This window comes from Stenotrophomonas sp. ZAC14A_NAIMI4_1 (genome assembly GCF_003086915.1).
GTDB lineage: Bacteria > Pseudomonadota > Gammaproteobacteria > Xanthomonadales > Xanthomonadaceae > Stenotrophomonas.
In genome coordinates, this window is the sequence record NZ_CP026002.1 from 3,582,343 (window position 1) to 3,604,044 (window position 21,702).

The 21,702-nt window shown below is 64.8% G+C and carries 25 protein-coding genes; 14 read left to right on the forward strand and 11 right to left on the reverse strand.

The genetic code is table 11. From position 1 onward, the window contains the following. Window positions 1-34: 34 nt before the first annotated feature. Window positions 35-472 carry a hypothetical protein gene (locus C1926_RS16325; RefSeq protein WP_108759937.1) on the forward strand — a complete coding sequence of 146 codons (438 nt, stop codon included), beginning with the start codon at window positions 35-37 and terminating at the stop codon, window positions 470-472. A 12-nt stretch (window positions 473-484) separates the two neighbouring features. Here the strand turns inward: C1926_RS16325 and C1926_RS16330 are convergent, their stop codons facing one another. Both C1926_RS16330 and C1926_RS16335 read right to left on the reverse strand, forming a co-directional pair. Then, window positions 485-841, reverse strand: coding sequence for a DUF6713 family protein (locus C1926_RS16330; RefSeq protein WP_108759938.1), 357 nt, complete (start codon window positions 839-841; stop codon window positions 485-487). 102 nt (window positions 842-943) lie between these two features. Continuing rightward, a complete protein-coding gene (locus C1926_RS16335; RefSeq protein WP_108759939.1) occupies window positions 944-1,504 on the reverse strand; it encodes a fasciclin domain-containing protein in 561 nt (186 codons plus the stop codon). Window positions 1,505-1,735: 231 nt separating this feature from the next. Between C1926_RS16335 and C1926_RS16340 the strand changes: the two genes are divergently transcribed. Together C1926_RS16340 and C1926_RS16345 are read left to right on the forward strand one after the other, a co-directional pair. Further along, window positions 1,736-3,178 carry an EAL domain-containing protein gene (locus C1926_RS16340; RefSeq protein WP_216822018.1) on the forward strand — a complete coding sequence of 481 codons (1,443 nt, stop codon included), beginning with the start codon at window positions 1,736-1,738 and terminating at the stop codon, window positions 3,176-3,178. Between the two features lie 189 nt (window positions 3,179-3,367). Next, window positions 3,368-4,666, forward strand: coding sequence for a chloride channel protein (locus C1926_RS16345; RefSeq protein WP_108759941.1), 1,299 nt, complete (start codon window positions 3,368-3,370; stop codon window positions 4,664-4,666). Window positions 4,667-4,909: 243 nt separating this feature from the next. On the opposite strand, the gene C1926_RS16350 is transcribed toward C1926_RS16345, so the two are convergent. Beyond that, window positions 4,910-6,088, reverse strand: a complete 1,179-nt coding sequence (locus C1926_RS16350; RefSeq protein WP_108760742.1) for a Fic family protein — start codon at window positions 6,086-6,088, stop codon at window positions 4,910-4,912. 157 nt (window positions 6,089-6,245) lie between these two features. On the opposite strand from C1926_RS16350, the gene C1926_RS16355 reads away from it, so the two are divergent. Next, window positions 6,246-7,322, forward strand: coding sequence for a serine hydrolase domain-containing protein (locus C1926_RS16355; RefSeq protein WP_108759942.1), 1,077 nt, complete (start codon window positions 6,246-6,248; stop codon window positions 7,320-7,322). Next, on the forward strand, window positions 7,319-7,729 hold the full coding sequence (locus C1926_RS16360) for a hypothetical protein (protein WP_108759943.1): 411 nt from the start codon (window positions 7,319-7,321) through the stop codon (window positions 7,727-7,729). The genes C1926_RS16355 and C1926_RS16360 overlap by 4 nt, the downstream gene beginning before the upstream one ends. A 40-nt stretch (window positions 7,730-7,769) precedes the next feature. Here C1926_RS16360 and C1926_RS16365 read toward each other — a convergent pair whose 3' ends face one another. After that, a complete protein-coding gene (locus C1926_RS16365) occupies window positions 7,770-8,657 on the reverse strand; it encodes a LysR family transcriptional regulator (protein ID WP_108760743.1) in 888 nt (295 codons plus the stop codon). A gap of 126 nt (window positions 8,658-8,783) precedes the next feature. Between C1926_RS16365 and C1926_RS16370 the strand changes: the two genes are divergently transcribed. The 3 genes from C1926_RS16370 to C1926_RS16380 are packed head-to-tail and all read left to right on the forward strand — an operon-like array spanning window position 8,784 to window position 12,195. Beyond that, window positions 8,784-9,530, forward strand: coding sequence for a glucose 1-dehydrogenase (locus C1926_RS16370; protein WP_108759944.1), 747 nt, complete (start codon window positions 8,784-8,786; stop codon window positions 9,528-9,530). Window positions 9,531-9,569: 39 nt separating this feature from the next. Further along, window positions 9,570-10,991, forward strand: coding sequence for an MFS transporter (locus C1926_RS16375; protein WP_108759945.1), 1,422 nt, complete (start codon window positions 9,570-9,572; stop codon window positions 10,989-10,991). Further along, window positions 10,984-12,195: a hypothetical protein gene (locus C1926_RS16380; protein ID WP_254057298.1), complete on the forward strand. Its 1,212-nt coding sequence runs from the start codon at window positions 10,984-10,986 to the stop codon at window positions 12,193-12,195. Before C1926_RS16375 ends, C1926_RS16380 begins: the two co-directional genes overlap by 8 nt. On the opposite strand, the gene C1926_RS16385 is transcribed toward C1926_RS16380, so the two are convergent. The 3 genes from C1926_RS16385 to C1926_RS16395 all read right to left on the reverse strand — a co-directional run bounded on the left by C1926_RS16385 (window position 12,186) and on the right by C1926_RS16395 (window position 15,096). Beyond that, complete coding sequence (locus C1926_RS16385; RefSeq protein ID WP_108759947.1) at window positions 12,186-13,604, reverse strand: HAMP domain-containing sensor histidine kinase; 1,419 nt, start codon at window positions 13,602-13,604, stop codon at window positions 12,186-12,188. The genes C1926_RS16380 and C1926_RS16385 overlap by 10 nt on opposite strands. Further along, entirely contained in the window at window positions 13,555-14,229 is a 675-nt protein-coding gene (locus tag C1926_RS16390; RefSeq protein WP_216822019.1) for a response regulator transcription factor, read from the reverse strand. The genes C1926_RS16385 and C1926_RS16390 overlap by 50 nt, the downstream gene beginning before the upstream one ends. A gap of 66 nt (window positions 14,230-14,295) precedes the next feature. Further along, entirely contained in the window at window positions 14,296-15,096 is an 801-nt protein-coding gene (locus C1926_RS16395) for a MipA/OmpV family protein (protein ID WP_108759949.1), read from the reverse strand. 197 nt (window positions 15,097-15,293) lie between these two features. On the opposite strand from C1926_RS16395, the gene C1926_RS21570 reads away from it, so the two are divergent. Beyond that, on the forward strand, window positions 15,294-15,815 hold the full coding sequence (locus C1926_RS21570; RefSeq protein ID WP_159095130.1) for a hypothetical protein: 522 nt from the start codon (window positions 15,294-15,296) through the stop codon (window positions 15,813-15,815). On the opposite strand, the gene C1926_RS21575 is transcribed toward C1926_RS21570, so the two are convergent. Next, a complete protein-coding gene (locus C1926_RS21575) occupies window positions 15,790-15,987 on the reverse strand; it encodes a hypothetical protein (RefSeq protein WP_159095131.1) in 198 nt (65 codons plus the stop codon). The two genes, C1926_RS21570 and C1926_RS21575, sit on opposite strands and share 26 nt — an antisense overlap. A gap of 2 nt (window positions 15,988-15,989) precedes the next feature. On the opposite strand from C1926_RS21575, the gene C1926_RS16405 reads away from it, so the two are divergent. The 3 genes from C1926_RS16405 (at window position 15,990) to C1926_RS21685 (ending at window position 18,020) form a co-directional block, all read left to right on the forward strand. Then, window positions 15,990-16,610, forward strand: coding sequence for a hypothetical protein (locus C1926_RS16405; RefSeq protein WP_159095132.1), 621 nt, complete (start codon window positions 15,990-15,992; stop codon window positions 16,608-16,610). A gap of 78 nt (window positions 16,611-16,688) precedes the next feature. Beyond that, window positions 16,689-17,213, forward strand: coding sequence for a hypothetical protein (locus tag C1926_RS16410; protein ID WP_108759952.1), 525 nt, complete (start codon window positions 16,689-16,691; stop codon window positions 17,211-17,213). A gap of 93 nt (window positions 17,214-17,306) precedes the next feature. Then, a complete protein-coding gene (locus tag C1926_RS21685) occupies window positions 17,307-18,020 on the forward strand; it encodes a hypothetical protein (RefSeq protein ID WP_254057299.1) in 714 nt (237 codons plus the stop codon). A 72-nt stretch (window positions 18,021-18,092) separates the two neighbouring features. Here the strand turns inward: C1926_RS21685 and C1926_RS16420 are convergent, their stop codons facing one another. The 3 genes from C1926_RS16420 to C1926_RS16430 all read right to left on the reverse strand — a co-directional run bounded on the left by C1926_RS16420 (window position 18,093) and on the right by C1926_RS16430 (window position 20,341). Next, entirely contained in the window at window positions 18,093-18,449 is a 357-nt protein-coding gene (locus tag C1926_RS16420; RefSeq protein WP_108759953.1) for a hypothetical protein, read from the reverse strand. 479 nt (window positions 18,450-18,928) lie between these two features. Beyond that, complete coding sequence (gene arsB / locus C1926_RS16425; RefSeq protein WP_108759954.1) at window positions 18,929-19,987, reverse strand: ACR3 family arsenite efflux transporter; 1,059 nt, start codon at window positions 19,985-19,987, stop codon at window positions 18,929-18,931. Window positions 19,988-20,026: 39 nt separating this feature from the next. Beyond that, the gene (locus tag C1926_RS16430) at window positions 20,027-20,341 is read right to left on the reverse strand and encodes a metalloregulator ArsR/SmtB family transcription factor (RefSeq protein WP_108759955.1); all 315 of its coding nucleotides are present in this window, start codon (window positions 20,339-20,341) and stop codon (window positions 20,027-20,029) included. Window positions 20,342-20,380: 39 nt separating this feature from the next. On the opposite strand from C1926_RS16430, the gene arsH reads away from it, so the two are divergent. After that, entirely contained in the window at window positions 20,381-21,121 is a 741-nt protein-coding gene (arsH, locus tag C1926_RS16435; protein WP_108759956.1) for an arsenical resistance protein ArsH, read from the forward strand. Next, window positions 21,118-21,537, forward strand: coding sequence for an arsenate reductase (glutaredoxin) (gene arsC, locus C1926_RS16440; RefSeq protein WP_108759957.1), 420 nt, complete (start codon window positions 21,118-21,120; stop codon window positions 21,535-21,537). The genes arsH and arsC overlap by 4 nt, the downstream gene beginning before the upstream one ends. Window positions 21,538-21,702 lie beyond the last annotated feature (165 nt).

The window sequence follows — 21,702 nt, forward strand, 5'->3', positions numbered from 1 at the left end:
AGGCCATGAGACCGCCCTCCGTATCCTCTGGGCCATGCTTACGCCCTCCGCACATCAAGACGTCAATCGCGCACGCATCGTCTCCGGCTGGGTGCAGACCGGTGAGCGCTGGGCGCTGTGGTGGAACGCACGCGAAATCGCTGCGGTCGCCCCGGACGGGCGGCCGGGCGTTCGTCTCTGGATGAAGGGGCAGAAGATGTGGCAGACCAAGGATGTGCGTGCTGCCAGCATCCGCCAGGGCAGACGCTTTGCCGAGCGCTGGTGCGCAGCACGTCTCTACCCGGAACTGCGGCTGCGCGATGCCGTGGCACGGCTGGTCAATGCAACACCGCCTCCCCAGGTAGCGCCACCACCGCCGCCGCTGCCACCCATCGAACGACAGCAGGTGCGTCGCCTGGCCGACGCGGGCGGCCGCGATATTGCACGCATCAAGGAAGCGCTGGATGCGCGCCGCCAGCCGCAGGTGCACTGAACCCTTGTCGGGCTACCTGCGGCCGAAAGCGCTGGCAAGCAGCCCGACGCCAGCAACCAGGCATGCGAAGAGCGTTGCGATGGACAGCGGCAGATGGAACTCATCCCGTCCAGCCACAGCAAACAGCACGTGGATAATGGCCGTCGCCACCCCGGTCATTCCACACACACCCGCATAGGTTCGTGCAGACGAGGTGCGCAGGACCACATGCTGATAGCCGTGAAGCAGCACGCCAACGGCGAGGAGATTGAAGACCAGGAAACCCTGGATCCCACCAGGAACATGGAACATGGTCCATTCGTGCCAGAAAGCAGCATCAATCTGGTGCACGATCAACGACAGCAGCGTTGCCTGATACCAACGATCCATGGAGACTCCATCCCTGTTCAGGACGCGAGTCTAGCAGTGGCCGGGCGCTGGCATATAGCAGCGGCGGGGCCCGTGCGTGAGCAGGAGCCCCGCCGGGAATTTCTACTTCGGCATCAGCACACTGTCCACCACATGCACCACGCCGTTGGACTGCATCACATCGGCAGTCGTCACCGACGCCTTGCCGCCCTTGGCATCGATCACCCAGACTTTGCCGTCCTGCAGCTTCACCGTCAGCGGCTCACCCTGCACGGTCTTCAAGGTACTGGTGCCACCATGGCTGCGGGCGGCCGCCGTCAGCTGGGTGGAGGTGTAGGTGCCTGACACCACGTGGTAGGTCAGCAGCTTGCTCAGCTTGGCCTTGTTTTCAGGCTTCAGCAGGGTGTCCACCGTACCGGCGGGCAGCTTCTGGAAGGCCTGGTTGGTGGGCGCGAATACCGTGAACGGGCCCTTGCCGCTCAACGTGTCCACCAGGCCGGCCGCCTTTACCGCGGCCACCAGGGTGCTGAGGTCCTTGGCCGTCGAGGCATTTTCCACGATGGTCTTGTTGGCATACATCGGCACGCCGCCCACCATGGGGTTGTCGGCGGCAAACGCTGCGGGTGCGGCACAAGCAACCGCGATGCCCGCGGCAATGGCAAGACGCTGGATCTGGCTACGCATGTTCGTGTCCTCGCTGGACGAGGCCCTTCGGCCTCTTCATGAATGCAGGAATGCCTGCGGATAACGCGCCCATGGGAGCCTTGCCAGCGCGTTGTGCCTATCTCTACGTGCCATGCAGGGCAGTTGGATGCGGCGGATTGCAACCGTCTTTTGAATGGTTCAACGACGTTGACGAGGCGTGACGAAGGGCAGGCGCCGTAGACCCGGCACGCGCCAGAAAAACGACGCTATTTGGCCCGCGCGCGGGCTTTGCTACCCTTCGTCCGGGGCGCGGCCACGCGCGTCCCGGACGCCAAGAGGACGCTTCGGCCGATGCCCAACAGAGCAGCACGGAAATGGCAGGGTCTGCCGAAATTCCAGGAGGCACCGCGCCGCAGGAAGATCGGCACCATCCTGTCACTGGCAGGCATTTCCTCGATCCTGCTGGGCCTGGGCTGGACGGCGTGCTACCTGTACGTCGACCGTGCCGAGCTGGCCGCGCCTTTCCTCGGGGTGATGGCGGTGGGCGTGCTGGCCGTTGTCCGCAGCCGCCGCGCCGATGGCACGTCCCTGCTGATCGTTGCCCATGGCGTTTTCCTGTCGGTAGTGGGCGTGGCCATCATCGACGCTCCCATCGCCTGGGTACCGCGTTCGGGGCACCTGTTCCTGCTGCCGCTGGCCGCCGGTGCCGCCTTTACCTTCGATGCGCGCGAGCGCTACGGATCACTGGTCTTCCCGCTGGCCTGCCTGGCCACGTTCGCCGCGTTTGCCATCGGCGCGCTGGACTTCCTCGCGCCCGGCACGTCGCCACCCATCGAAGTGCGCGTGTGGGGCGCCCGTTCCAATACGGTCATCTCGATGATCCTGCTGGCCGCGATCTTTGCGATCTACCGCAAGGACATAGGCAACCGGCTGCGGCTGGAGCGCGAGCTCGGCCGTGCGGTGCGCAATGGTGAGATCGAAGTGCACTACCAGCCGCAGGTACACGGCAACGGCGTGGTCACCGGGGTGGAAGCCCTGGCGCGCTGGCGGCGACCCTCCGGCGATCTGCTGCCGCCCGGTGCGTTCATCGCGCAGGCGGAGGAGAGCGGCGCCATCCGGGACATCGGCCTGGAAGTACTGCGGCAGGCCTGCCAAACACTCGAGCAATGGTCCAGCAAAGCGCATGCACGCCACCTGCGCGTGGCGGTCAACATCAGCCCGGTGCAGGTGCTCGACGATGCGTTCGTGCCCTCGGTGGCTGCAGTCATCGCCCAGGCCGAGATCGATCCCGCGCTGATCGAACTGGAACTGACCGAATCCGCGCTGTCGCACGATGCTGGCATGGTGATCGAGAAGATGAAGGCGCTCGAGTCCCTGGGGCTGACCTGGGCGCTGGATGATTTCGGCACCGGCTACTCTTCGCTGGCAACCCTGCGCACGCTGCCGGTGCGCAAGCTGAAGATCGACCGGCAGTTTGTCGTCGAAGCCGTGAGCCAGGAGAACGCGCAGCGCCTGCTCGGCAAGATCCTGGAAATTTCGCAGGTGATGGGCATGAGCGCCCTGGCCGAGGGCGTGGAAACAACGGCGCAGTGGGAGCTGCTGGTGGGCCTGGGCTGCGACCACTTCCAGGGCTATCTGTTCGCCCCGCCGATGCCGAAGGACGCATTGGAGCAGTGGCTCGACGCGCGGGTAGCGTCGAGTTTGCTCGACTGATCAGCTGGTAGAGCCGAGCCCGTGCTCGGCTGCATTTGGCGGAGAGCAGCCGAGCGTTGGCTCGGCGCTACACCTGGGCGCTGGACGACTTCGGCACCCGCTTTTCCCGGCCCAGCCGCCGCATGCCGCAAGGTGGGCCGCCACGGTGGCTGCTTTCGCAGGCCCGCCAGACTGACCATACTGGTGCCCATGAAACCGTTCCGCCGCATCCAGGCCTCTCTGGCCGGCCACCTGCGCAGCGAGGCCTGGCGTCGCCGCGCCGCGCTGTGGATCGGCGCCGTGGCCGTCGCGCTGGTCGCCATCCTGTTCGCCAAGGCCAGCGACGCAGCGTTCGGCCTGTTCCAGCGCGCCATCAACCACTCGCCGTGGTGGGCGCTGCTGCTCACGCCGGGTATCTTCGCCTTGCTCGCCTGGCTGACCAGCGGGGCCCTGCGCCCGACCCGGGGCAGCGGCATTCCCCAGGTCATCGCCGCGCTGGAAAAGCCCGATGAAACCTTCCGGCAGGTCAATCTCTCGCCCGGGGTTTCCGCCGGCAAACTCCTGTTGACTTCGCTCTCGCTGCTCGGGGGCGCATCAGTCGGCCGCGAGGGCCCCACCGTCCACGTCGGCGCCAGCCTGATGTATCTGTTCGGGCGCTGGTTCGGCTTCAAGGATCCCAAAGAGCTGTCGCACTTCCTGCTGGCAGGCGGTGCCGCCGGTATCGCGGCGGCGTTCAACACGCCCCTGGCCGGCATCGTGTTCGCCATTGAGGAGTTGAGCGGGCGCTTCGAGCATCGGTTCTCGGGCACGCTGTTGACCGCGGTCATCGTGGGCGGCGTAGTCTCGCTGGGGCTGCTCGGCAACTACACCTACTTCGGCCACGTGACCGCGCGCATGCCGCTCGGCCAGGCCTGGTTGGCCATCCTGATGTGCGGGGTGGTCGCCGGCCTGCTGGGCGGGGTATTCGCACGCATGGTGCTGGCCAGTGTTGCCGGCCGGCCGCGCTGGTTGGGCACGCTGCGGCAACGGCACCCTGTGCTGCTCGCCGCAGGGTGCGGCCTGGTGGTGGTCGGCCTGGCCGCCGCATTCGGGGATGGGGCGTACGGCACCGGTTATGAGCAGGCACGCAGCCTGGTGCAGGGCCACGCCGAGGTGGGGCACGAGTTCGGCTTAATGAAACTGCTCGCCAACCTGGCCTCGTACATTGCGGGCATTCCCGGCGGCCTGTTCTCGCCGGCACTGGCCGTGGGCGCTGGCATCGGCCACAACCTTGCCGCATTGATGCCCGCCGTCGACCCGCGCGCCTTCGTGCTGCTGGGCATGTGCGCCTACCTCACCGGGGTGACCCAGGCGCCGCTGACATCGGCGGTGATCTCGCTTGAGCTGACCGACAGCGGCGACCTGCTGTTGCCCATCCTGGCTACGGTGTTGATCGCCCGCGCGGTGTCCGGGCTGGTCTGCCCGGTGCCGATCTATCGCGGCCTGGCCGAGCAGCTGCTTGTGAAGTGAAGCCCCGCTGCCGGATCTGCGTCGGCATTCTTTCCGGCCGATGCTCGGTAGTGCCGGCCGCTGGCCGGCAAACCATCAACACACGTCGGCCAGAAGCACGCGATTGCGCGGTTTGTTCAATCCCACCCCGGGGCGGCGGGAAGGGCGCTCCGCGCCGCAGCAGCAGCCAGATACGATCACCTTCGCATCGTTGTCTTCGTTTCGGTTCACCGTGGTCCTGGACTGAGGCCTTGGCCCCGCTTCTCAGGTGGCGCTGCCTCGGGCCAAGCGCTCGGGCAACGCGATGTCCGACGCTGGTATGTCAACCACATACCGGGTGCTACGGCCGCCACCTGGCAGACGATGCATGCAGCCCTTTTCCAGCAGGTCCGCCAAGTGGCGGGTAGCTGTGGCCTTGGAAACTTTGGCAGCTGATTGGTATTGAGCCGCACTGATGCCGTGCTCGAAGCCTCGCTCGCCGCCGTCGAGCATGCGGTTGAGCACCTTGACCTGCTCGCTGGACAGCGGCTGATGCCGATGGCGCTGCCAGAACCGCGCCTTGCCCAGTACACGATCGATCCGATGAAGGGCCTGCACCAGACTGTCGTGCAGCGTAAACAGGAACCACTGCAACCAGGCAGTAATGTCGAGGCCGTCCTTCTGGCTGCGCTCGAGGACCCGGTAATAACCTGCACGATCAGCGAGGATGCTCGCCGACATGGCGTGAAAGCGGATTGCCTGCGGCTGTGCCTGTGCCAGAGCCAGATCGGTCAAGGCACGCGTCAGGCGGCCGTTGCCATCGTCAAACGGGTGCAGCGTGATGAACCAGAAGTGGGCGACGCCAGCGCGGAGAACGGGGTCGAGGCCAGCATCACTGCGGCTGGCCTGGAACCAGTCAAGAAACGCATCGAGCTGGACCTCCAGTCCATCACGTGGCGGCGCCTCGAAATGCACGGTCGGGCGGTCTATCCGGCCGGATACCACCTGCATCGGCTCAGGGCCGCGAAGCCCGCCCACCCTGATACGGTGGGGCAGGAGATCATCGTTGGCCGCGAACAACCATCGATGCCATTGCAGCAGCCGCGGCGTGTCCAGAGGCGCCTCTGCGTGACGCGTTGCATCCAGCATCAGGTCGGCCAGGCCTTCGGCGCGGGCACTGATCCGCCGCTCACCGCCATCGGCAACGCCCAGCCTGCGAGCCAGGGATGAGCGGACAGAGCCGACGTCAAGGCGTTCGCCCTCGATGGCCGATGACGTGACGATATTGGACAACAACGTGTCCAGAGCATCCTCGGCTTGAAGCTCGCCCGTAGCAGCCCCAGCCATGCCGAGCAGCTGGCCCTGGACCTGCTGGCATTCGCGCAGCAGTTCCGCAACTGCCGTTGTCTCCCATGTGAAAGCAGGCCAGCCGGGGTGTTGCCAGATCCAACGAGGTGCAGACATGTGCCATTTCTCCACCGAGCCGCAAAAGGCGGCTATTCGGCTCATTGAATGAGCCGAATAGTACCAGCTATTCGGCTCATCGGCTCGATGCAACGGGCGCCCTGTGTGCCTTTTACCGGTACAGTCGGCGTTCTGCGCATTCAGATTCCGTCACACCATGAGCCGACTGGCCGCCCTGCTGCTTCTTCCAACGCTTCTGCTTTCCAGCGCGATCAACGCCGCCCCCGCCGCACCGCAGGGCATGCGTGCAGAGCGGCTCGACGCGTTTCTCAGCCAGATGGAAGACAGCAACGCGGGCATCGGCAGCGTGTCCATCTTCAGGAATGGCGAGGAGGTCTACGCTCGCCGCTTCGGCCAGAAACAGCTGGCCGGCGTCAGCTACAACGCGGATACGAAGTACCAGATCGCCTCCGTCACCAAGATGGTCACCGCCATCCTTGCCTTCAAACTCATCGAGGAAGGGCGCCTCAGCCTGGACGACACGCTGTCCCAGTGGTTCCCGGACCTGCCGTCCGCCCAGGCGATCACGGTCGGCAATCTGCTCGGCCACACCAGCGGCCTGGGCAACTTCGCCATCAAGGATGGCACTGTGTGGGTGGTGGACAAGGTCAGCGAACCGGCGATCCTGGATGAAATCAGGACGCAGGGCATCTCGTTCGCGCCGGGGCAGGGCACCGCTTACTCCAACTCGGCCTACCTGCTGTTGAGGATGATCCTGGAGAAGGTATCCGGCCGCAGCTATGCCGAAATGGTGGCCCAGGACATTGCGGCGCCGTTGGGCCTCAGGAACTTCGTTTCAGCCGGCGTTCCGCAGCCCGACACGTTCCTCTCCTACACGTATGCGGGGAAATGGACCCCGATCAAGGACATCGACTACGCCAATGTCGTCGGGGTCGGCGACATCGCCGGCACGCCGCACGACCTGAACCTGCTCATCACCGGCCTGTTCCAGCAGCGGCTCCTGCGCAGCATGTCCCTGCAGCAGATGATCCCAGCGACGGGCGAAGGCTGGGGCAGGGGACTGGCAGCGTTTCCCTATGGCCAACGCCGCTTCCTTGGTCATGGCGGGGATGTGCTGGGCTCGCACTCGCGGGTCATCTACAATCCGCAGGATGGAACGGCCATTGCCTATTCCACCAATGGCGAGCGCATCCCGACCAACGACGTTCTGGCAACGCTGGTGGGCATCGTGTACGGCGAGAACGTCACGTTTCCCACGGTACCGAACCCATGACGCCCCACATCGCGACCGCCGCTGACTGGAAGACCGAGCCGCTGCCGGCCCGTCACATAACCCTGGCGCTGGACTTCAGCCTCGATGCCGCTGAAGCCGCATGCGTGCGGCACGGGCTCATCCCCCTGGAAATGGAAGACAAGTGGTTCCTCTACTACGCAGGCGGGACACTGCATCTGCACCGCAGCTGGACCGGCTTCTGCATTGCAGAGGTGCACTTCATCGCCGATGGGGAAGGGCTGCGCGCCATCAGCGCCGAGGTCAATCGAGACCCCGCGCAGTACACGGCCAGCGATGACGCCGCGGATATCGCGCTCATCGAGCGCATGGTGCGTGGACTGCAGGCCTCACAGCGGTACCTGGCGGAGCGGCAGGCATGGCTCAGCAGGCCGAGCCAGCCGCAATGAACACAGCAACCGAATCGCAATGACGTAGCGCCGCCACGCATCAGTCGGGCAGGGAAGACCGCTCTGTCATCCCCGAACTCTGCGGCAGCATCCGTTCCGCGATCTCCAACAATGCCCGCAGCCGATCCATATGGCGCAGATCCTGGTGGTAGCCCACCCAGACATCACGCCCGGGCGGTTGCCCGAATGCGTCGATGCGATGCAGCCCGTCCACCTGCTCACCCAACGGACGCGGCAGGACGGCAACGCCCCCGCCACGCGCGCACATCTGCGCCTGGACGCTGCGACTGGTGCTGCTGAAGGCCGGCTTCGACTCCGGGAAGGTCTCGATCAGCCAGGTCACGTCGGGAAAGTGGGCCTGCGCCGCGTTCATCAGGATGAGCTTGGCCGAGCGCGGATCATCCGTTACAGCGCGTACCGTCGCCTCCGATCCATACAGACCGTAAGGCATGGCCATCAGGCGGCGCTGCACGATATCCGGCTCGCTGAAGGGAACGATGCGGAACGCTACATCCGCCTCGCGCCGGGACAGATCGAGCAGGCGGTAGCTGGCAATGATTTCCGGTACCACCCCTGGGTGCTGCCGCCCGAGCTCGGCCAGACTGGGTGCCAGCACGTGGGCGGCAAACCAGTCCGCCGAGGAAATCCGCAGGATGCCTTCCAATCGATCCTGGCTGCCCGCCAGCCGTCGTTCCATGGCGAGTGCGGATGCCTCCATCGATTCTGCCAGCGACAACACTGCATCGCCGGCATCGGTCAGTACCAGGCCGTCCTTCGTTCTGCGGAACAGCGGCTGCTCGGCCTCGTCCTCCAAGGCCTTCACCCGTCGCCCCACCGTGGGATGGCTCAGGCCAAGGCTGCGGGCGGCTTCCCCGAGGGAGCGGCCGCGGACCACCGCCAGAAAAACGCGGATGTCACTCCATTCCACGGCCAGGCCCACCCGTTCAAAATTGAACGTGAACTATGCAGCAGTGTCAGTGCCCAAACAATCATGCAAGGCCCACCATGCACTCCCCGCCCCACACCGGGGCAGCCAGATCCGGAATTGCACGCAATGGGCACACTGAACGGGAAAGTCGCGCTGGTCACCGGCGCTTCAAAGGGCATCGGCGCAGGCATTGCCCGCCGCCTCGCCAGCGATGGCGCACGCGTCGTGGTCAACTACGCCTCCGCTGAAGATGCGGCCACGGCCCTTGTCGCGGAGATCGAGGCCAACGGCGGAACGGCAGTGGCGGTACGCGCCGACGTCCGCAGCAAGACCGACGTGGACGCGCTGGTCGCGGCGGCCCTGGACCACTTCGGCAGGCTGGACATCGTGGTCAACAACGCCGGCATGTACCAGTTTGCGAAAATCGAGGACACCACCGAGGAACGGTATCGCCAACAGTTCGACCTCAACGTCCTGGGCACCCTGCTGGTCACCGGCGCCGCCGCGCCGCTGCTTGGCGAAGGCAGCAGCATCGTCAATGTCAGCTCCTTCGTCACCCGCGTACTGCCTGCCGAGAGCGCCATCTACACCGGTACCAAGGGTGCCATCGACGCGATCACCGGCGTGCTGTCCCGTGAACTGGGCCCACGCGGCATCCGCGTCAATTCGGTCAACCCCGGCCTGATCGAGACCGAAGGCACACACGCCAATGGCGTCATGGGCTCGGACTTCCAGGCCTGGAATGAGCAGCAGACACCGCTGGGCCGCATCGGCCAAGCGGCCGACATCGCCTCGATCGTGGCTTTCCTCGTCTCTGCGGATGCGGGCTGGGTGACCGGCGAGAACATGCTCGGCTCGGGCGGCATGCGCTGAGACGCGCTTGCACCCCAATGAATGCTCCAGGAGAGGACGATGAAACCCGATCAGAACCCAGGCGGGCATGATGCGCGCCGCTGGCCGGCACTGGCGGTGCTGCTGACCGGCACGCTGTTGCCACCCCTGGACTTCTTCATCGTGAACGTCGCGCTGCCCGCCATCCGCAGCGATCTGCAGGCATCCGCAGACGTCACCCAGCTGGTCGTGTCGGTCTATGCCATGGCCTACGCGGTAACGCTCATCCTCGGCGGGCGCCTGGGCGACATCCATGGGCGGCGGCGCGCCTTTGTCGGCGGCATGCTGGGGTTTGGCCTGGCATCGGCCATCTGCGGCCTGGCGGGTTCTGCCGGCACGCTGGTGGCCGGCAGGCTGCTGCAGGGCATTTCCGCCGCCGTCATGGCACCGCAGTCCCTGGCGTCCATCCATGCGCTGTTTCCGCCGGCCGAGAAGGGGCGCGCATTGGGCCTGTATGGCGCCACCTTCGGCATCGCCGCGGTGGGCGGGCAGTTGCTGGGCGGGTGGCTGGTCTCGGTGAACGTGCTGGACCTGGGTTGGCGCAGCGTCTTCCTCATCAACCTGCCCGTCATTGCGCTTGCGCTTCCCGCTGCCTTGCTGCTGGTTCGTGAGACACGGGCAGCGCACGCGAGGGCGATGGACTACCGGGGTGCCGCACTGCTGGCAGCGGGTGTGCTTGCGCTGGTGGTGCCGCTCATTGAAGGTCGCGAGCGTGGCTGGCCCTGGTGGAGCCTGGCACTGATGGTGGCGAGCCCCGCGCTGCTCACCGCCTTCTGGCGCTATCAGAGGTATCTGGAGGACTCGGGCCGGTCACCCCTGGTGCCGCCCTCGGCGCTCACGCTTTCCTCGGGCCTGCCCCGCGGCCTTCTGGCCGCCGTGTGCTTCTACGCCCTGGCCGCCTTCTTCCTGGTCTTTGCCGTGTATCAGCAGGCAGGCCTGCAGCACGATGCACTTGCCGCAGGGCTGGCCATCCTGCCGCTGGGCGTTGGCCAACTGCTTGGTCCAAGCTGCGGGCTGTACCTGTCGCGTTGGCTGGGCGCACGCGTTGCAGCGCTAGGCATGGGCCTGGAAGCACTTGCACTCCTTTCCGCTGCTGGCCTCGCTGCGGCCGGCAAACCCGGCGGACTGGCTGCGCCGTTGCTGTTGCTCGGTATCGGGCAGGGCATTGCCTTGCCCGCGCTGGTACGGCTCAACGTCGACCGGGTGGCGCCGCACTGGGCAGGGCTCGCCGCCGGCATGGTCACCGCAGCCATGCAGATGGGTGCTGCGCTTTCGGTCGCACTGGTGGGCGGGGTGTTCTTTGCGCTTGCGCCGGATGGGGCAGGGGCCAAGCAGGTCAGCACGGCCTTCGTGGTGGCGTGCGTGATGATCGCCATCGCGATGGCCGCCGCCGCGCTTCTGAGCGCCCCACGCCCGGCGCTGGCATCAAACGCGCTTGAATGAGTGCCGCAGCGCCGTCGCGTTGTGCCTTGCCAAAACGCCCTCTTCATCGCAGCAATGCCACAATGTCGCGCTTTCCCCGCAGAACAGGGAGGCGTGCGACGCCCTCGTGAGACCCATTTCCTTTGTTGTTGCCACGGTGTTGGCAGGCGTGACGCTGCATGCCAGCGCAGCAGAGCGCGGCCGGGATGCCGCGCCGTACTTCGAGCCCGGCGGCGCCGTGCGCTTCAACTACGGCTGGCTGGACTACGCGCCCACCAGCCGCCTGCAGCTGGAACTGCTGCGTGCAGACCTGGATGCCGGGGCAGGGCCCTTTTCATTCTCTGCGCAGTACCGCTGGTACGACGGCTTCCACGCCGTGCATCACGCCTATGCAGGCTGGCAGTTTACTGACCAGACCCAGCTGAAGGCCGGCATCCAGCAGGTGCCGTTCGGGCTGCTGCCTACGGTCTCGCAGAGCTTCTGGTTCGGGTCCGGCTATTACCTGGGCATCGAGGATGACTACGATCCTGGCCTGGTGCTGGTACATAACAGCGGTGGTACCACCTGGCATGTCGGCGGGTTCTCCGGCGACGAGTACGGCTCCGGGGCGCGCTACGACCGCTACTCGTTCGACGTGGCGCAGACCGACGCGCTGCCATACCGAGAGCGGCAGCGGCTGCATGCACGGGTAGAGCAGGCCCATGCCTGGGCGGGCGGCGAGCTGCTGCTGGGCGCATCGGCCTTCGCGGGCAAGGTGCAGAACACGCAGACCCGCCGCCATCATGGCCATCAGGGCGCCGCCGTGCATGCACAGTGGAAGCGCGATGGCTGGACGACGCAGCTGCAGTGGGCGCGCTATCGCTATGACATCCCTGGCGGGCGCATCGCCATGTCCGCTTTCCAGGCGCCGTTCGAAATTGCGGCGCAGGCCGATGTGCCGAGTGCCAACATCGCCTATTCGTTTGCGCGGAAGGGCAGGCTGGATGACCTGACCTGCTACAACAACCTCAGCATGACGCGCCCGGTGGGGCATGGCGCCGGCACCCGCAACTCATGGCAGAACGTCACCGGCTGCAGCCTGCAAAAGGGCATCATGACCACGTACGTCGACTGGATTGCAGGCCGTGACATGTGGTTTGCCGGCGGCGAAGGCATCGGTATCGATGATGGCGGACCCGCGCGTTGGCATTCCCGGTTGAACGTGAATGTCGGGTTCTACTTCTGACCTCGCGCGCCATCCACGTCCACGCGTGTGTCAACTGTGAAACAGGCGCCCGTGCCAGGCGGGCGCGGCGCCAGCGCGATGCGCCAGCCATGTGACTGGCAGATCTCCTGGCAGATCGCCAGGCCCAGCCCCGCACCTTCGCCATCCTCACCCCCTCCGCGCCAGAACCGCACGAACAGCAGAGGAGCGTCCACATCCGTGACGCCGGGGCCTTCATCGCGCACATCGAATCCGCCTGAATGAACGTGGACGCGCACCGTGCTGCCGCGAGGCGAGTGGTGGATCGCGTTCTCCAGCAGGTTCTTCGCCAACACGAATACGGCTGACGCGTCTGCCTCCACCGGCGGAATCTCGTCATCGGGCACTTCAACCACGATGACAACGCCATGCTGGGCAGAGAGGCGGGCCATGTAGTCCACTGCGTCCTGCACGACTGCGCTCACCTGCACGGGGGCAAACGTATAGTTGTGCCCCTCGCTGACCTCGGCCAGATGCAGCAGCTGGTGAACCTGGCGCGCCATCTGCGCGGTGTCCCTCAGCAACATCGCCTTGTTGGGCGCGTTGCTGAGTTCGATCTCAGCCTGCAGCAGCGCCAACGGCGTCTTCAACTCGTGCGCGGCCGATGCCAGGAACTGCTGCTGCACCGTGTATCCGTGCTGCAACCTTTCCAGCGCGGCATTGAAGGCATCGATCAGCGGCACCACTTCGGAGGGCAGCCCCGCGCTCCGCAGGCGCGCCCCCAGATTGCGCGGCCCGACCGCTGCCGCTACGCGGGAGGCCCTGCTCAGGGGCCGCAACATGTGAGTCACCGTCAGGTAGATCACTGCGGCGAACGTAAGCAGCGCCACTGCCACCATCGCCGAACCCGCACGCAGGTACAGCTTCTCTGCATGGTTCTTCAGCGTGACCACCAGCCGATCGCTGCGCGCGATCCGCGCGGTATAGGCTGCCTGCCCGAGTTGCAGAGGCCTTTCGGTGGTCTGCAACTGGATGGGGCCTGCCGCATTGGGAACCACCACGGTTGCGTATCCCGGTTGCGAGGGCAGCATCATCAGTGCATCAAATGCCGGGCCGGCGCGGCTGCTGAGCACCACGCGCCCGCCGGCGTCCATGATCGCGAACGCCGCATCACGGGGCATGGCGTCATATACATTGCCCACTTCCGGGCGCAGATGCAGCTGCACCCGCCCGCTGGAATCAACGTGCATCCCGGCCTGCAGCTCGTCCAGTTCCTCAACCAGATCCTGGCGCACCAGGTCTTCGGTGGAGGCGTGGCGCACCAGCAGCATCACCCCAGCGGCCACCGCTGCAGCGACCAGCAGCGCCAGCAGGTTGGCCAGCAGCAGCCTGGCACGCAGGCTAGCCGGCAGCATCGGCGGGGCGCAGGGCAAAGCCCAGGTTGCGGACATTGACCAGGGCAAGGGTCGAATCAACCGCCGCCAGCTTTCGCCGCAGGCGATGAAGCGCGACGTCCAGGGCGTTCGGCGTCACGGGACATCCCACGCCCCAGGCCGCGCCCTCAAGGGCACTGCGCCGCACTACCGCCCCGGCGGCGTGCACCAGGGAGATGATGATCTGCAGCTCAGCGGGCGCCAGGCTGACTTCGCTGTCACCACAGCGCATGGCACCCGCAGCGGCCAGCACCTGAAGATCGTGAAGCGCCAGCTCGGGTTCGCGCAGCTCCAACGGGCGACGCATCAGCGCCCGCACGCGCGCGGCCAACTCTTCCATCGCGAAGGGCTTGACCAGGTAATCGTCTGCCCCCGCGTCCAGGCCATCCACGCGGTCGTGCAAGGCGTCCCGCGCGGTCAGCATCAGGCACGGCATCTGGTTGCCGGCCGACCGCATGCGGCGGACCAGAGCCAGGCCATCGCCATCCGGCAGCCCGCGATCAATCACCGCCAGTGCATACCCTTGCTGGGTGATCCCGTGCCACGCCGCCTCGACGCCGGGAAAGGTATCGACCGCGATGCCGGCCGCAGCCAGCCCACGCTCCACCAGCCCGGCCAGGCGGGCATGGTCTTCAACCAGCACGATCCGGTTGGGCAGGGCAGTGGGGTGGGGGGCAGGCATAGTGGCCAACTGTAGCGGAGGGCGGGTTCAGAAGCTGCGCGTGATACCGATTCTCAGGCCCGCAGAACCGTCGCTGTCAGGCTCACTGAGCGGGCTCTCGGTAATCCTGTTGGGCAGGAATCTGTAATCCAGCCCGCCCAGCAGCTTCCACTTTTCACCCAGCGGGCGCGAGAAGGCGATGCTGACCTGCGGCACGACGGCCGAGCCCGGCGCGTAGCGGGCAACCCCGCGCGCCACTTCCTCATCGAGCGTGCCGTAGTAGTACCGCACCAGATCTGCGGACATCCAGCGGACGCCAGCGCCAGGAATGAGGGTGGTGCGCCCCCACTTGAACGCGCGGGCATACTCGGCCGCAATCTCATAGCCACCACTGGCATCGGTCACATCCGCCAGGGCACTGAGCTTGAACTCGCCTGCGCGACCTCTCACGCTGGCTGCCAGCCCGACATCCAGACCGTCGTCGCGATCCTCAAGTCGTGCCGCGTCGATGCCATTGGCAAGCAGCTCCCGACGGCCCAGGTCCTTGATCTTGAAACCATCGAAGCGCCCCGCGGCCACGGCATCCACGGTCACGCTGTCACCACGGAACAGATGGACCCCGCCGGAGACCCCACGCCAGAAGATGCGATCCCCCTCGTAGGTGACCAGTGGCAGGGGACGCACCCGCGTCCCTTCGCCGGCATACGGGCTCTGCCGTGCCGCAACGGCAACGCCGATCGACCAGCGGTCATCATCAAGCCGGGTCAGCAGATCGCTGGTCGGCGAAGCACTCTGGGCCTGCGCGACGGCGGGCAGAAGCAGTGTTGCGAAAAGCGTAGTCCTGAACATTGGGCGATCTGGTCTGGGGAGGGCCCGGCAAGTCTTGTTGGTGCCGACTTACACGCGACTTACCGCCCGTGACGGCGAGGGGCTTGGTTCAGAAGCAGCAGTGGCAACCGGCCTGCGCTTCCTGGCGCTGGTATTGGCCTGCCCCATGATGTATACGCTGGCAGGACCAGAATCCCTCAAAAAGGCCACGGATAGCCATGAGTCGATTTACTCCTCTGAGCGCAGCAGCCGCCTTGGCAGTGGCGCTCGCTGCACCGCTGGCAGCCCGGTCAGGCGAACCTTCGGCGGGCTGGAAAGCGGTCAGTATTGTAGACCTCAAGAAGCAGGACGAATGGCGACGAACGTCGCCCACCGCATTCGCCAAAGTAAGCCTCGACATGAATGGCGACGGCTTGAAGGACGAGGCGGCGCTGGTCGTTGACCGCGCCAGGCACCACTCAGGGCTGAGGGTCTGCTTTGGCAGGAAGGATCCGAACTCGCCGTCCCAGTGCCACATTCTTGTCGATGACAATCTGGAAGACGGCTACGACATCATGGGGCTGGACGTGCGCGCTCCAGGCTGCCACATCTATAACACCGTGAATGACCTTGTTGACGCCAGCGGAAGGATCTGCAGCCGCGCACAGGCACTTGAGTATTTCCGTGTCGGCAGCGCTTCCTCGTTCTATCTCTACGATCAGAAGACAGAGCGCTTCAATCGCTACTGGGATTCGGATTGAGGTCGAAGCCACCATCGGCATCAGCCTCAGCGCCGAGATCAAAACCGGGAAACGCTGAGTTATCGACTACCTGCTGAGTCCATTGCGCCAGCATGCAGGCGAGGCGATGCGCGAGCGCTGACCTCGCTGGCAACTGCGGCGCCTGCTCACACCACTCAATCAATGAGGCCATTCGTGCAAATGCTGCGTTTCCTGCTGCTTCCGCTTCTGGCGGTCCTGGCCGCATGCCAGAACCCGCCACCCCAGCGCCCGGTGCATGTGATGCTCAGCCCTTACCTGCTGCGGCCCGGCGTTGACCCGGCTGGCGGCAACGCCGTGGTGGTCTACCTGAACCGCGACGACGGCCGCGTAAGGGAAGGACCGGGCAGAGCGGCAGGGACGCCATGGACAACCCTCCGCGTGCTTGTGGGCGTCGGCGCCACGCTGCCTTCTTCATTGTCACTTCGAGGCGATGAGCGCGTCACTGATGAAGGCGATGGGTTCGAGCGACTGGAACGCGCCAGCGGGTCCCAGGTGCTCAGCATGCTTCGCTTCATGGGTCCCTGCGGACACGAGGTGCTTGCCACCGCATGGTCGAACGACTCACCGAGCAGGGGTATCTACCGTGCAGAAATGCAGATGGATGGATTGCACCTGCAGTACTCATATGGCGCGGAGAGCCACGCCGACCATCTGCGCTTCGCGGCTTGGGCATATGCCTGGAACATGGGGCGGCCTTGCTCACAGCAGCCGCAGGACTCCGAGAGAGTCCCGAGCACGGGAACGCGCATTGTACCCGGCGGGCATGTCCCCTGATGCATCTGCAGTGCACTTCGTAATGGCCCTGCTTACCCCTCAACCTTCACCATGCCGCTACCTGGACGGATGCTTCATATGATCAGCAGACATGCTCTTTCAACCGCGGCCGTCGTCCTTGTAGTCGCGCTCACTGCTCCGCTGGCAGCAAAATCCGGCGAACAGCCGGGCAATTGGGAGACAGTCAGTATTGAGGGCCTCAAAAAGCAGGACGAATGGCGGCGAGCGTCGCCTACCGCATTTGCCAAAGTAAGCCTCGACATGAACGGCGATGGCTTGAAGGACGAAGCAACACTGGTCATCGATCGCGCCAGGCACCACTCAGGGCTGAAAGTCTGCTTTGGCAGAAAGGATCCAAGCGCGCCGTCCAACTGCCACATTCTTGTCGATGACGATCTGGAAGACTCCTATGACGACATGGGGCTGGTGGTGCGCGCGCCCGGCTGTCACGACTACAACACCGTGAACGACCTTGTAGATGCCAGCGGAAAGATCTGCAGCCGCACACAGGCACTCAACTACTTCCGCGAGGGCAGCAGCACTTCGTTCTTCCTCTACGACCAGAAGACAGGGCGCTTCAATCGCTACTGGGATTCCGACTGAGTAGAGTCGAGCTTGCTCGACTGTCGTTCGGCAGCTCCTGCAACGGCTAAGATGCCGTGGAAATAATAGACGCCTCTCGGGACGAGAAACGCAATGGAAATGCAGATGAGCAGCGGCAGACCGCAGCCAGAGCAGGCACGCGATGATGCCCTGACGTTCCACGGGCTCCATACCCGGATACAGGAACTGTCGGGCCAATCGATCTACGCCAAGGCGGGCCAGGCTGAGAAATGGTCATTTCTCGTCGGCTTTGCCGCGGCGGCGGTGGGGCTCATCTGCGGCCTTTTTCTTGACCGCTGGATACCTGAGCGTGTGTTGCTGCTCGTGGCGCTTGCCTGTCTCGTTGTCGAGATTGGCGGCTTCCTGCTCGGCGGCTTCCTGACGCTGCGCCGGGAGTACCGCCAGTACTTCCAGCCCAGGCTCTCCCACGCATTGGAAATGGACAGCGAGTTTCTGCAGTGGCAGGACGTCATTGCCGATCTCCGAGCGTATCCGCGCGCCGATCGCGAGCAGCGCCTCCGGTACGTCAGCATCCGACAAGCCCGCATGGTCGACCGTATGGGCCTCATGTACGGGGGGCTGCAGCGCCTTGGCCCGTTCCCGCTGCTGGTCGCGCTATACCTGCAGTTCCGAAACTGGCATTGGGGCGACTGGACAGGAGTCTTCGACATCGGCTGGGCAGGCGTCATCCTGATCTTCGCCATGGTGATGCTGTACCTGGTCGGGTGGATCCTGATCGCCCAGCGAACCCGCCTGGACACCTACGTCTCGCTTCTTGAAGCCTCGCTGCAGGAGCCGACCAAGTAGAGTCGAGCTCGCTCGACTGCTCCGCCAGCCGGACCTACGCGAGCGTAGGCCCAGCCAGATCGGATGCCCCGGTCAGGTCGCGGGCCGCACCCGTTCCTGGATGAATACCGTCAGGGCGAGGCAGGCCATCGCGAGGCCTTCCATCACGCGGTCGCCCACGTACTGGTCCGGATCGCCGTTCTGGCGAGCGCGCTCAGCCGCCAGCAGGATTTCCTGGATGACGCGCTGGCCCGCCAACGCGCAATCCGCATCGGCAAGAGCGATCCTGCGCCAGGGCAGGGGATGGCGCTCAGGCCAGGGCTGGCCATCGGACGCACCACCGGCGCCGATGCTGTGGAGGAGGGCGACAAGGTTGTTGGGATCTTGCGCCGGCTCTGAAGCGGGAGCTTCCGGAGTGGGCTTGGGGGCAGGGGAGTAGGACTTGGTCATGGCATAGCTCCTTGCGTGCAGACAGAAGCCGCCACCGATAAAGGTGGCGGACGATGCGTGGCTCGAAATCCGGTGTGCAATCATCCCGGCAGGCACAAGGCCTCCACGCACCGCCCGCCATAGCCGGCCGACGGATTGCCAGCCGACATCACGCAGAGTGATGCCGGCTGGCAAGCGCTTTTCACAATTGCACAACCGGGGATTTCGAGGCCCCGGCCACCCTTTTTCGGTGGCCCGGCTAGGATTACGCCCGGTTACGCGACATGCCAAGGGGTAGGGGTCAGATCCGCCAATTACCCTGACGCTTTTGGCATTGTCGCATAGGAGTGGAGAGCGGCAAGACGCAGGCCGCACAAAGGATGGCGGCCACCAGCCCGCAACGCCTCAGCTGCCACATTCACTTGCGAACCGTCTCGCTGAGTGCGCCAAATACGACACACTACCGTTGTCGGCCGCCAGCAACGGGTCGTGGTCATGACTCAATGACTCCGTGCGTCGGCGGAAAAGTAGCGCTTGCCCAGCCGCAGCGCGACATGGACCAACAAAATCAGTACCGGCACCTCCACCAGCGGACCGATGACCGCAGCAAAGGCGACCGGCGAGGCCAGACCAAAAGCGGCGATGGCCACGGCAATAGCCAACTCGAAGTTGTTGCCTGCCGCAGTGAAGGCGATCGCGGTCGTGCGCGGATAGTCCTTGGCAATGAACCTGCCCATGAAGAAGCTCAGCACGAACTGAATGATGAAGTAGAGCGTCAGCGGGATTGCGATGCGCACTGCATCCATCGGGATGCGCAGTACATCACCTCCCTTCAGGCTGAACATCGCCACGATCGTAAACAGCAGCGCCCCAAGGGTGATCGGACTGATCGCCGGCAGGAACCTCTCCTCATACCAACGCACGCCCTTGCGCGCCTTGAGCCAGCGACTGGTGAGGAACCCGGCGAGGAAGGGGATGCCCAGATAGATCAGTACGGCCTCAGCAATGGTCCAGAAGCTGACGTCGATCACGCTGCCCTGCAAGCCAAACATCGGCGGCAGCCACGACAGGAAGAACCAAGCATACACACTGAACAGCGCGATCTGGAAGATCGAGTTGAAGGCCACCAAGCCCGCCACATACTGCCCATCGCCACGGGCGAGCTGGTTCCAGACCAGCACCATGGCGATGCAGCGTGCCAGGCCGATCAGGATCAGGCCGGTCATGTACTCGGGGTAATCGCGCAGGAACAGCACCGCCAGACCGAACATCAGGAACGGGCCGATGATCCAGTTCTGCAGCAGAGAGAGCATCAGGACACGCTTGTCGGCGAATACCTTGGGCAGATCTTCGTACTTCACCTTCGCCAGTGGCGGATACATCATCAGGATCAGGCCAATGGCGATCGGGATGTTGGTCGAACCAATCGACAGGCTGTGGAGCGCGTTGGGCACGCCTTCGAACATCGCGCCCAAGCCGACGCCCAAGGCCATCGCCAAGAAAATCCAGAGCGTGAGGTACCGGTCCAGGAAGGACAGGCGGGGGGAATCGGTGGTCATGACAGGTCTCGGAGAGCGGTTAGTCGATCTGCGCAGAGGTCAGCAGCCGGCGGGACGTTCGCACGCCTGATCGTCGGCGCAGCAGTTCTCAGTCAGGTATGCCAGCAGCGCACTCATGGCCTCGAACTCGGCCCGATAGCAGATGGAGCGGCCGCGCTGCTCGGCCGTAATCAGGCCAGCGGCCAGCAACTCCTTCAGATGGAAGGAGAGGGTGGCACCGGGCAGGGAGAGGGACTGAGCGATGTCGCCGGCCAGCTTGCCGCCATTTCCGGCCTGGACCAGCAGGCGGAAGATGGAAAGCCGGGTGGCGTGCCCCAGGGCGGCCAAGGCGTGGGTTGCGGTCTTATGTTCCATGATTCTAGAATAGTCGAATCGAATTGGCGGAACAACCCCATGCAAGAACTCCCGAATGTCACCCCCGGCGCCCTGAACCCTCCGGCGGCTGAAAAACTGGGCGAGCCGAATGCCGCGCCACATCGGCCTCGCATCCTGATCCTGTACGGCTCCCTGCGCCCTCAGTCATTCAGCCGCAAGCTGGCGTTGGAAGCACAGCGGCTGCTGGAGCATCTGGGCGCAGAGACCCGACTGTTCGATCCGCATGAGCTGCCGATGCTCGATTCGGCACCTGCCTCGCACCCCAAGGTGCAGGAGCTGCGCCAAGCCTCGTTGTGGTCCGAGGGGCACGTGTGGGTCAGCCCGGAACGCCATGGCACCTTGACCGCCGTGTTCAAGAACCAGATTGACTGGCTGCCGCTGGAGGAGGGGAGCGTACGCCCGACCCAAGGCCGCACCTTGGCCGTGATGCAGGTTTGTGGCGGCTCCCAGTCATTCAACGTAGTCAATGCGTTGCGTGTTCTGGGCCGCTGGATGCGGATGGTCACGATTCCCAACCAATCCTCGGTTGCCAAGGCCTGGCAGGAGTTCGATGACGAGGGGCGAATGAAGCCGTCGGCCTACTACGATCGCGTCGTGGATGTGATGGAAGAACTGGTCAAGTTCACCCTTTTGATCCGTGGGCGCAGCGATTATCTGGTTGATCGCTACAGCGAGCGAAAGGGCGCTGTCGAAGCCGCCGCCCTGACCGCCGCGGCGGGCGTCATCGAGACTGCATTGAATGAAAAGGAAAACGCATGAACGCTGTGATCTATCACAACCCCAAGTGCGGCACCTCGCGAAACACATTGACGTTGATACGCCACGCCGGCATTGAGCCGGAAGTGATCGAGTACCTGGTCGACCCGCCCAGCCGAGCGCGGCTTGTTGAGCTGATTGCCGCCGCTGGATTGGATGTTCGCGGCGCGATCCGCCAGAAAGGAACACCCTATCTGGAATTGGGCTTGGACGATGCCGCGTTGAGCGAGGAGGCACTGCTGGATGCGATGCTGGCCAATCCTATTCTGATCAATCGCCCCTTCGTCCAGACCACCATGGGCACCCGCCTGTGCCGGCCCTCCGAGGTGGTCCTGGACATCCTGCCAGCGGTGAACAAGCCCTTCACCAAGGAAGATGGCGAAGTGGTGATCGACCAGAACGGCAAGCGCGTCCGCTGATAGGCGAACGCCAGGGAGAGCTCGAGAGCATGCAGAGCGTGTCCAGGCAGCCGCAAAAGCTGCCACGCCTGATCGTTACCATCGACAGGCGGGGATGCGCAGGCAAAATCGCTGCACGAACCCGGCCACACGACTGGGCGGGATCGTGCGCAGCAACAACGGGGC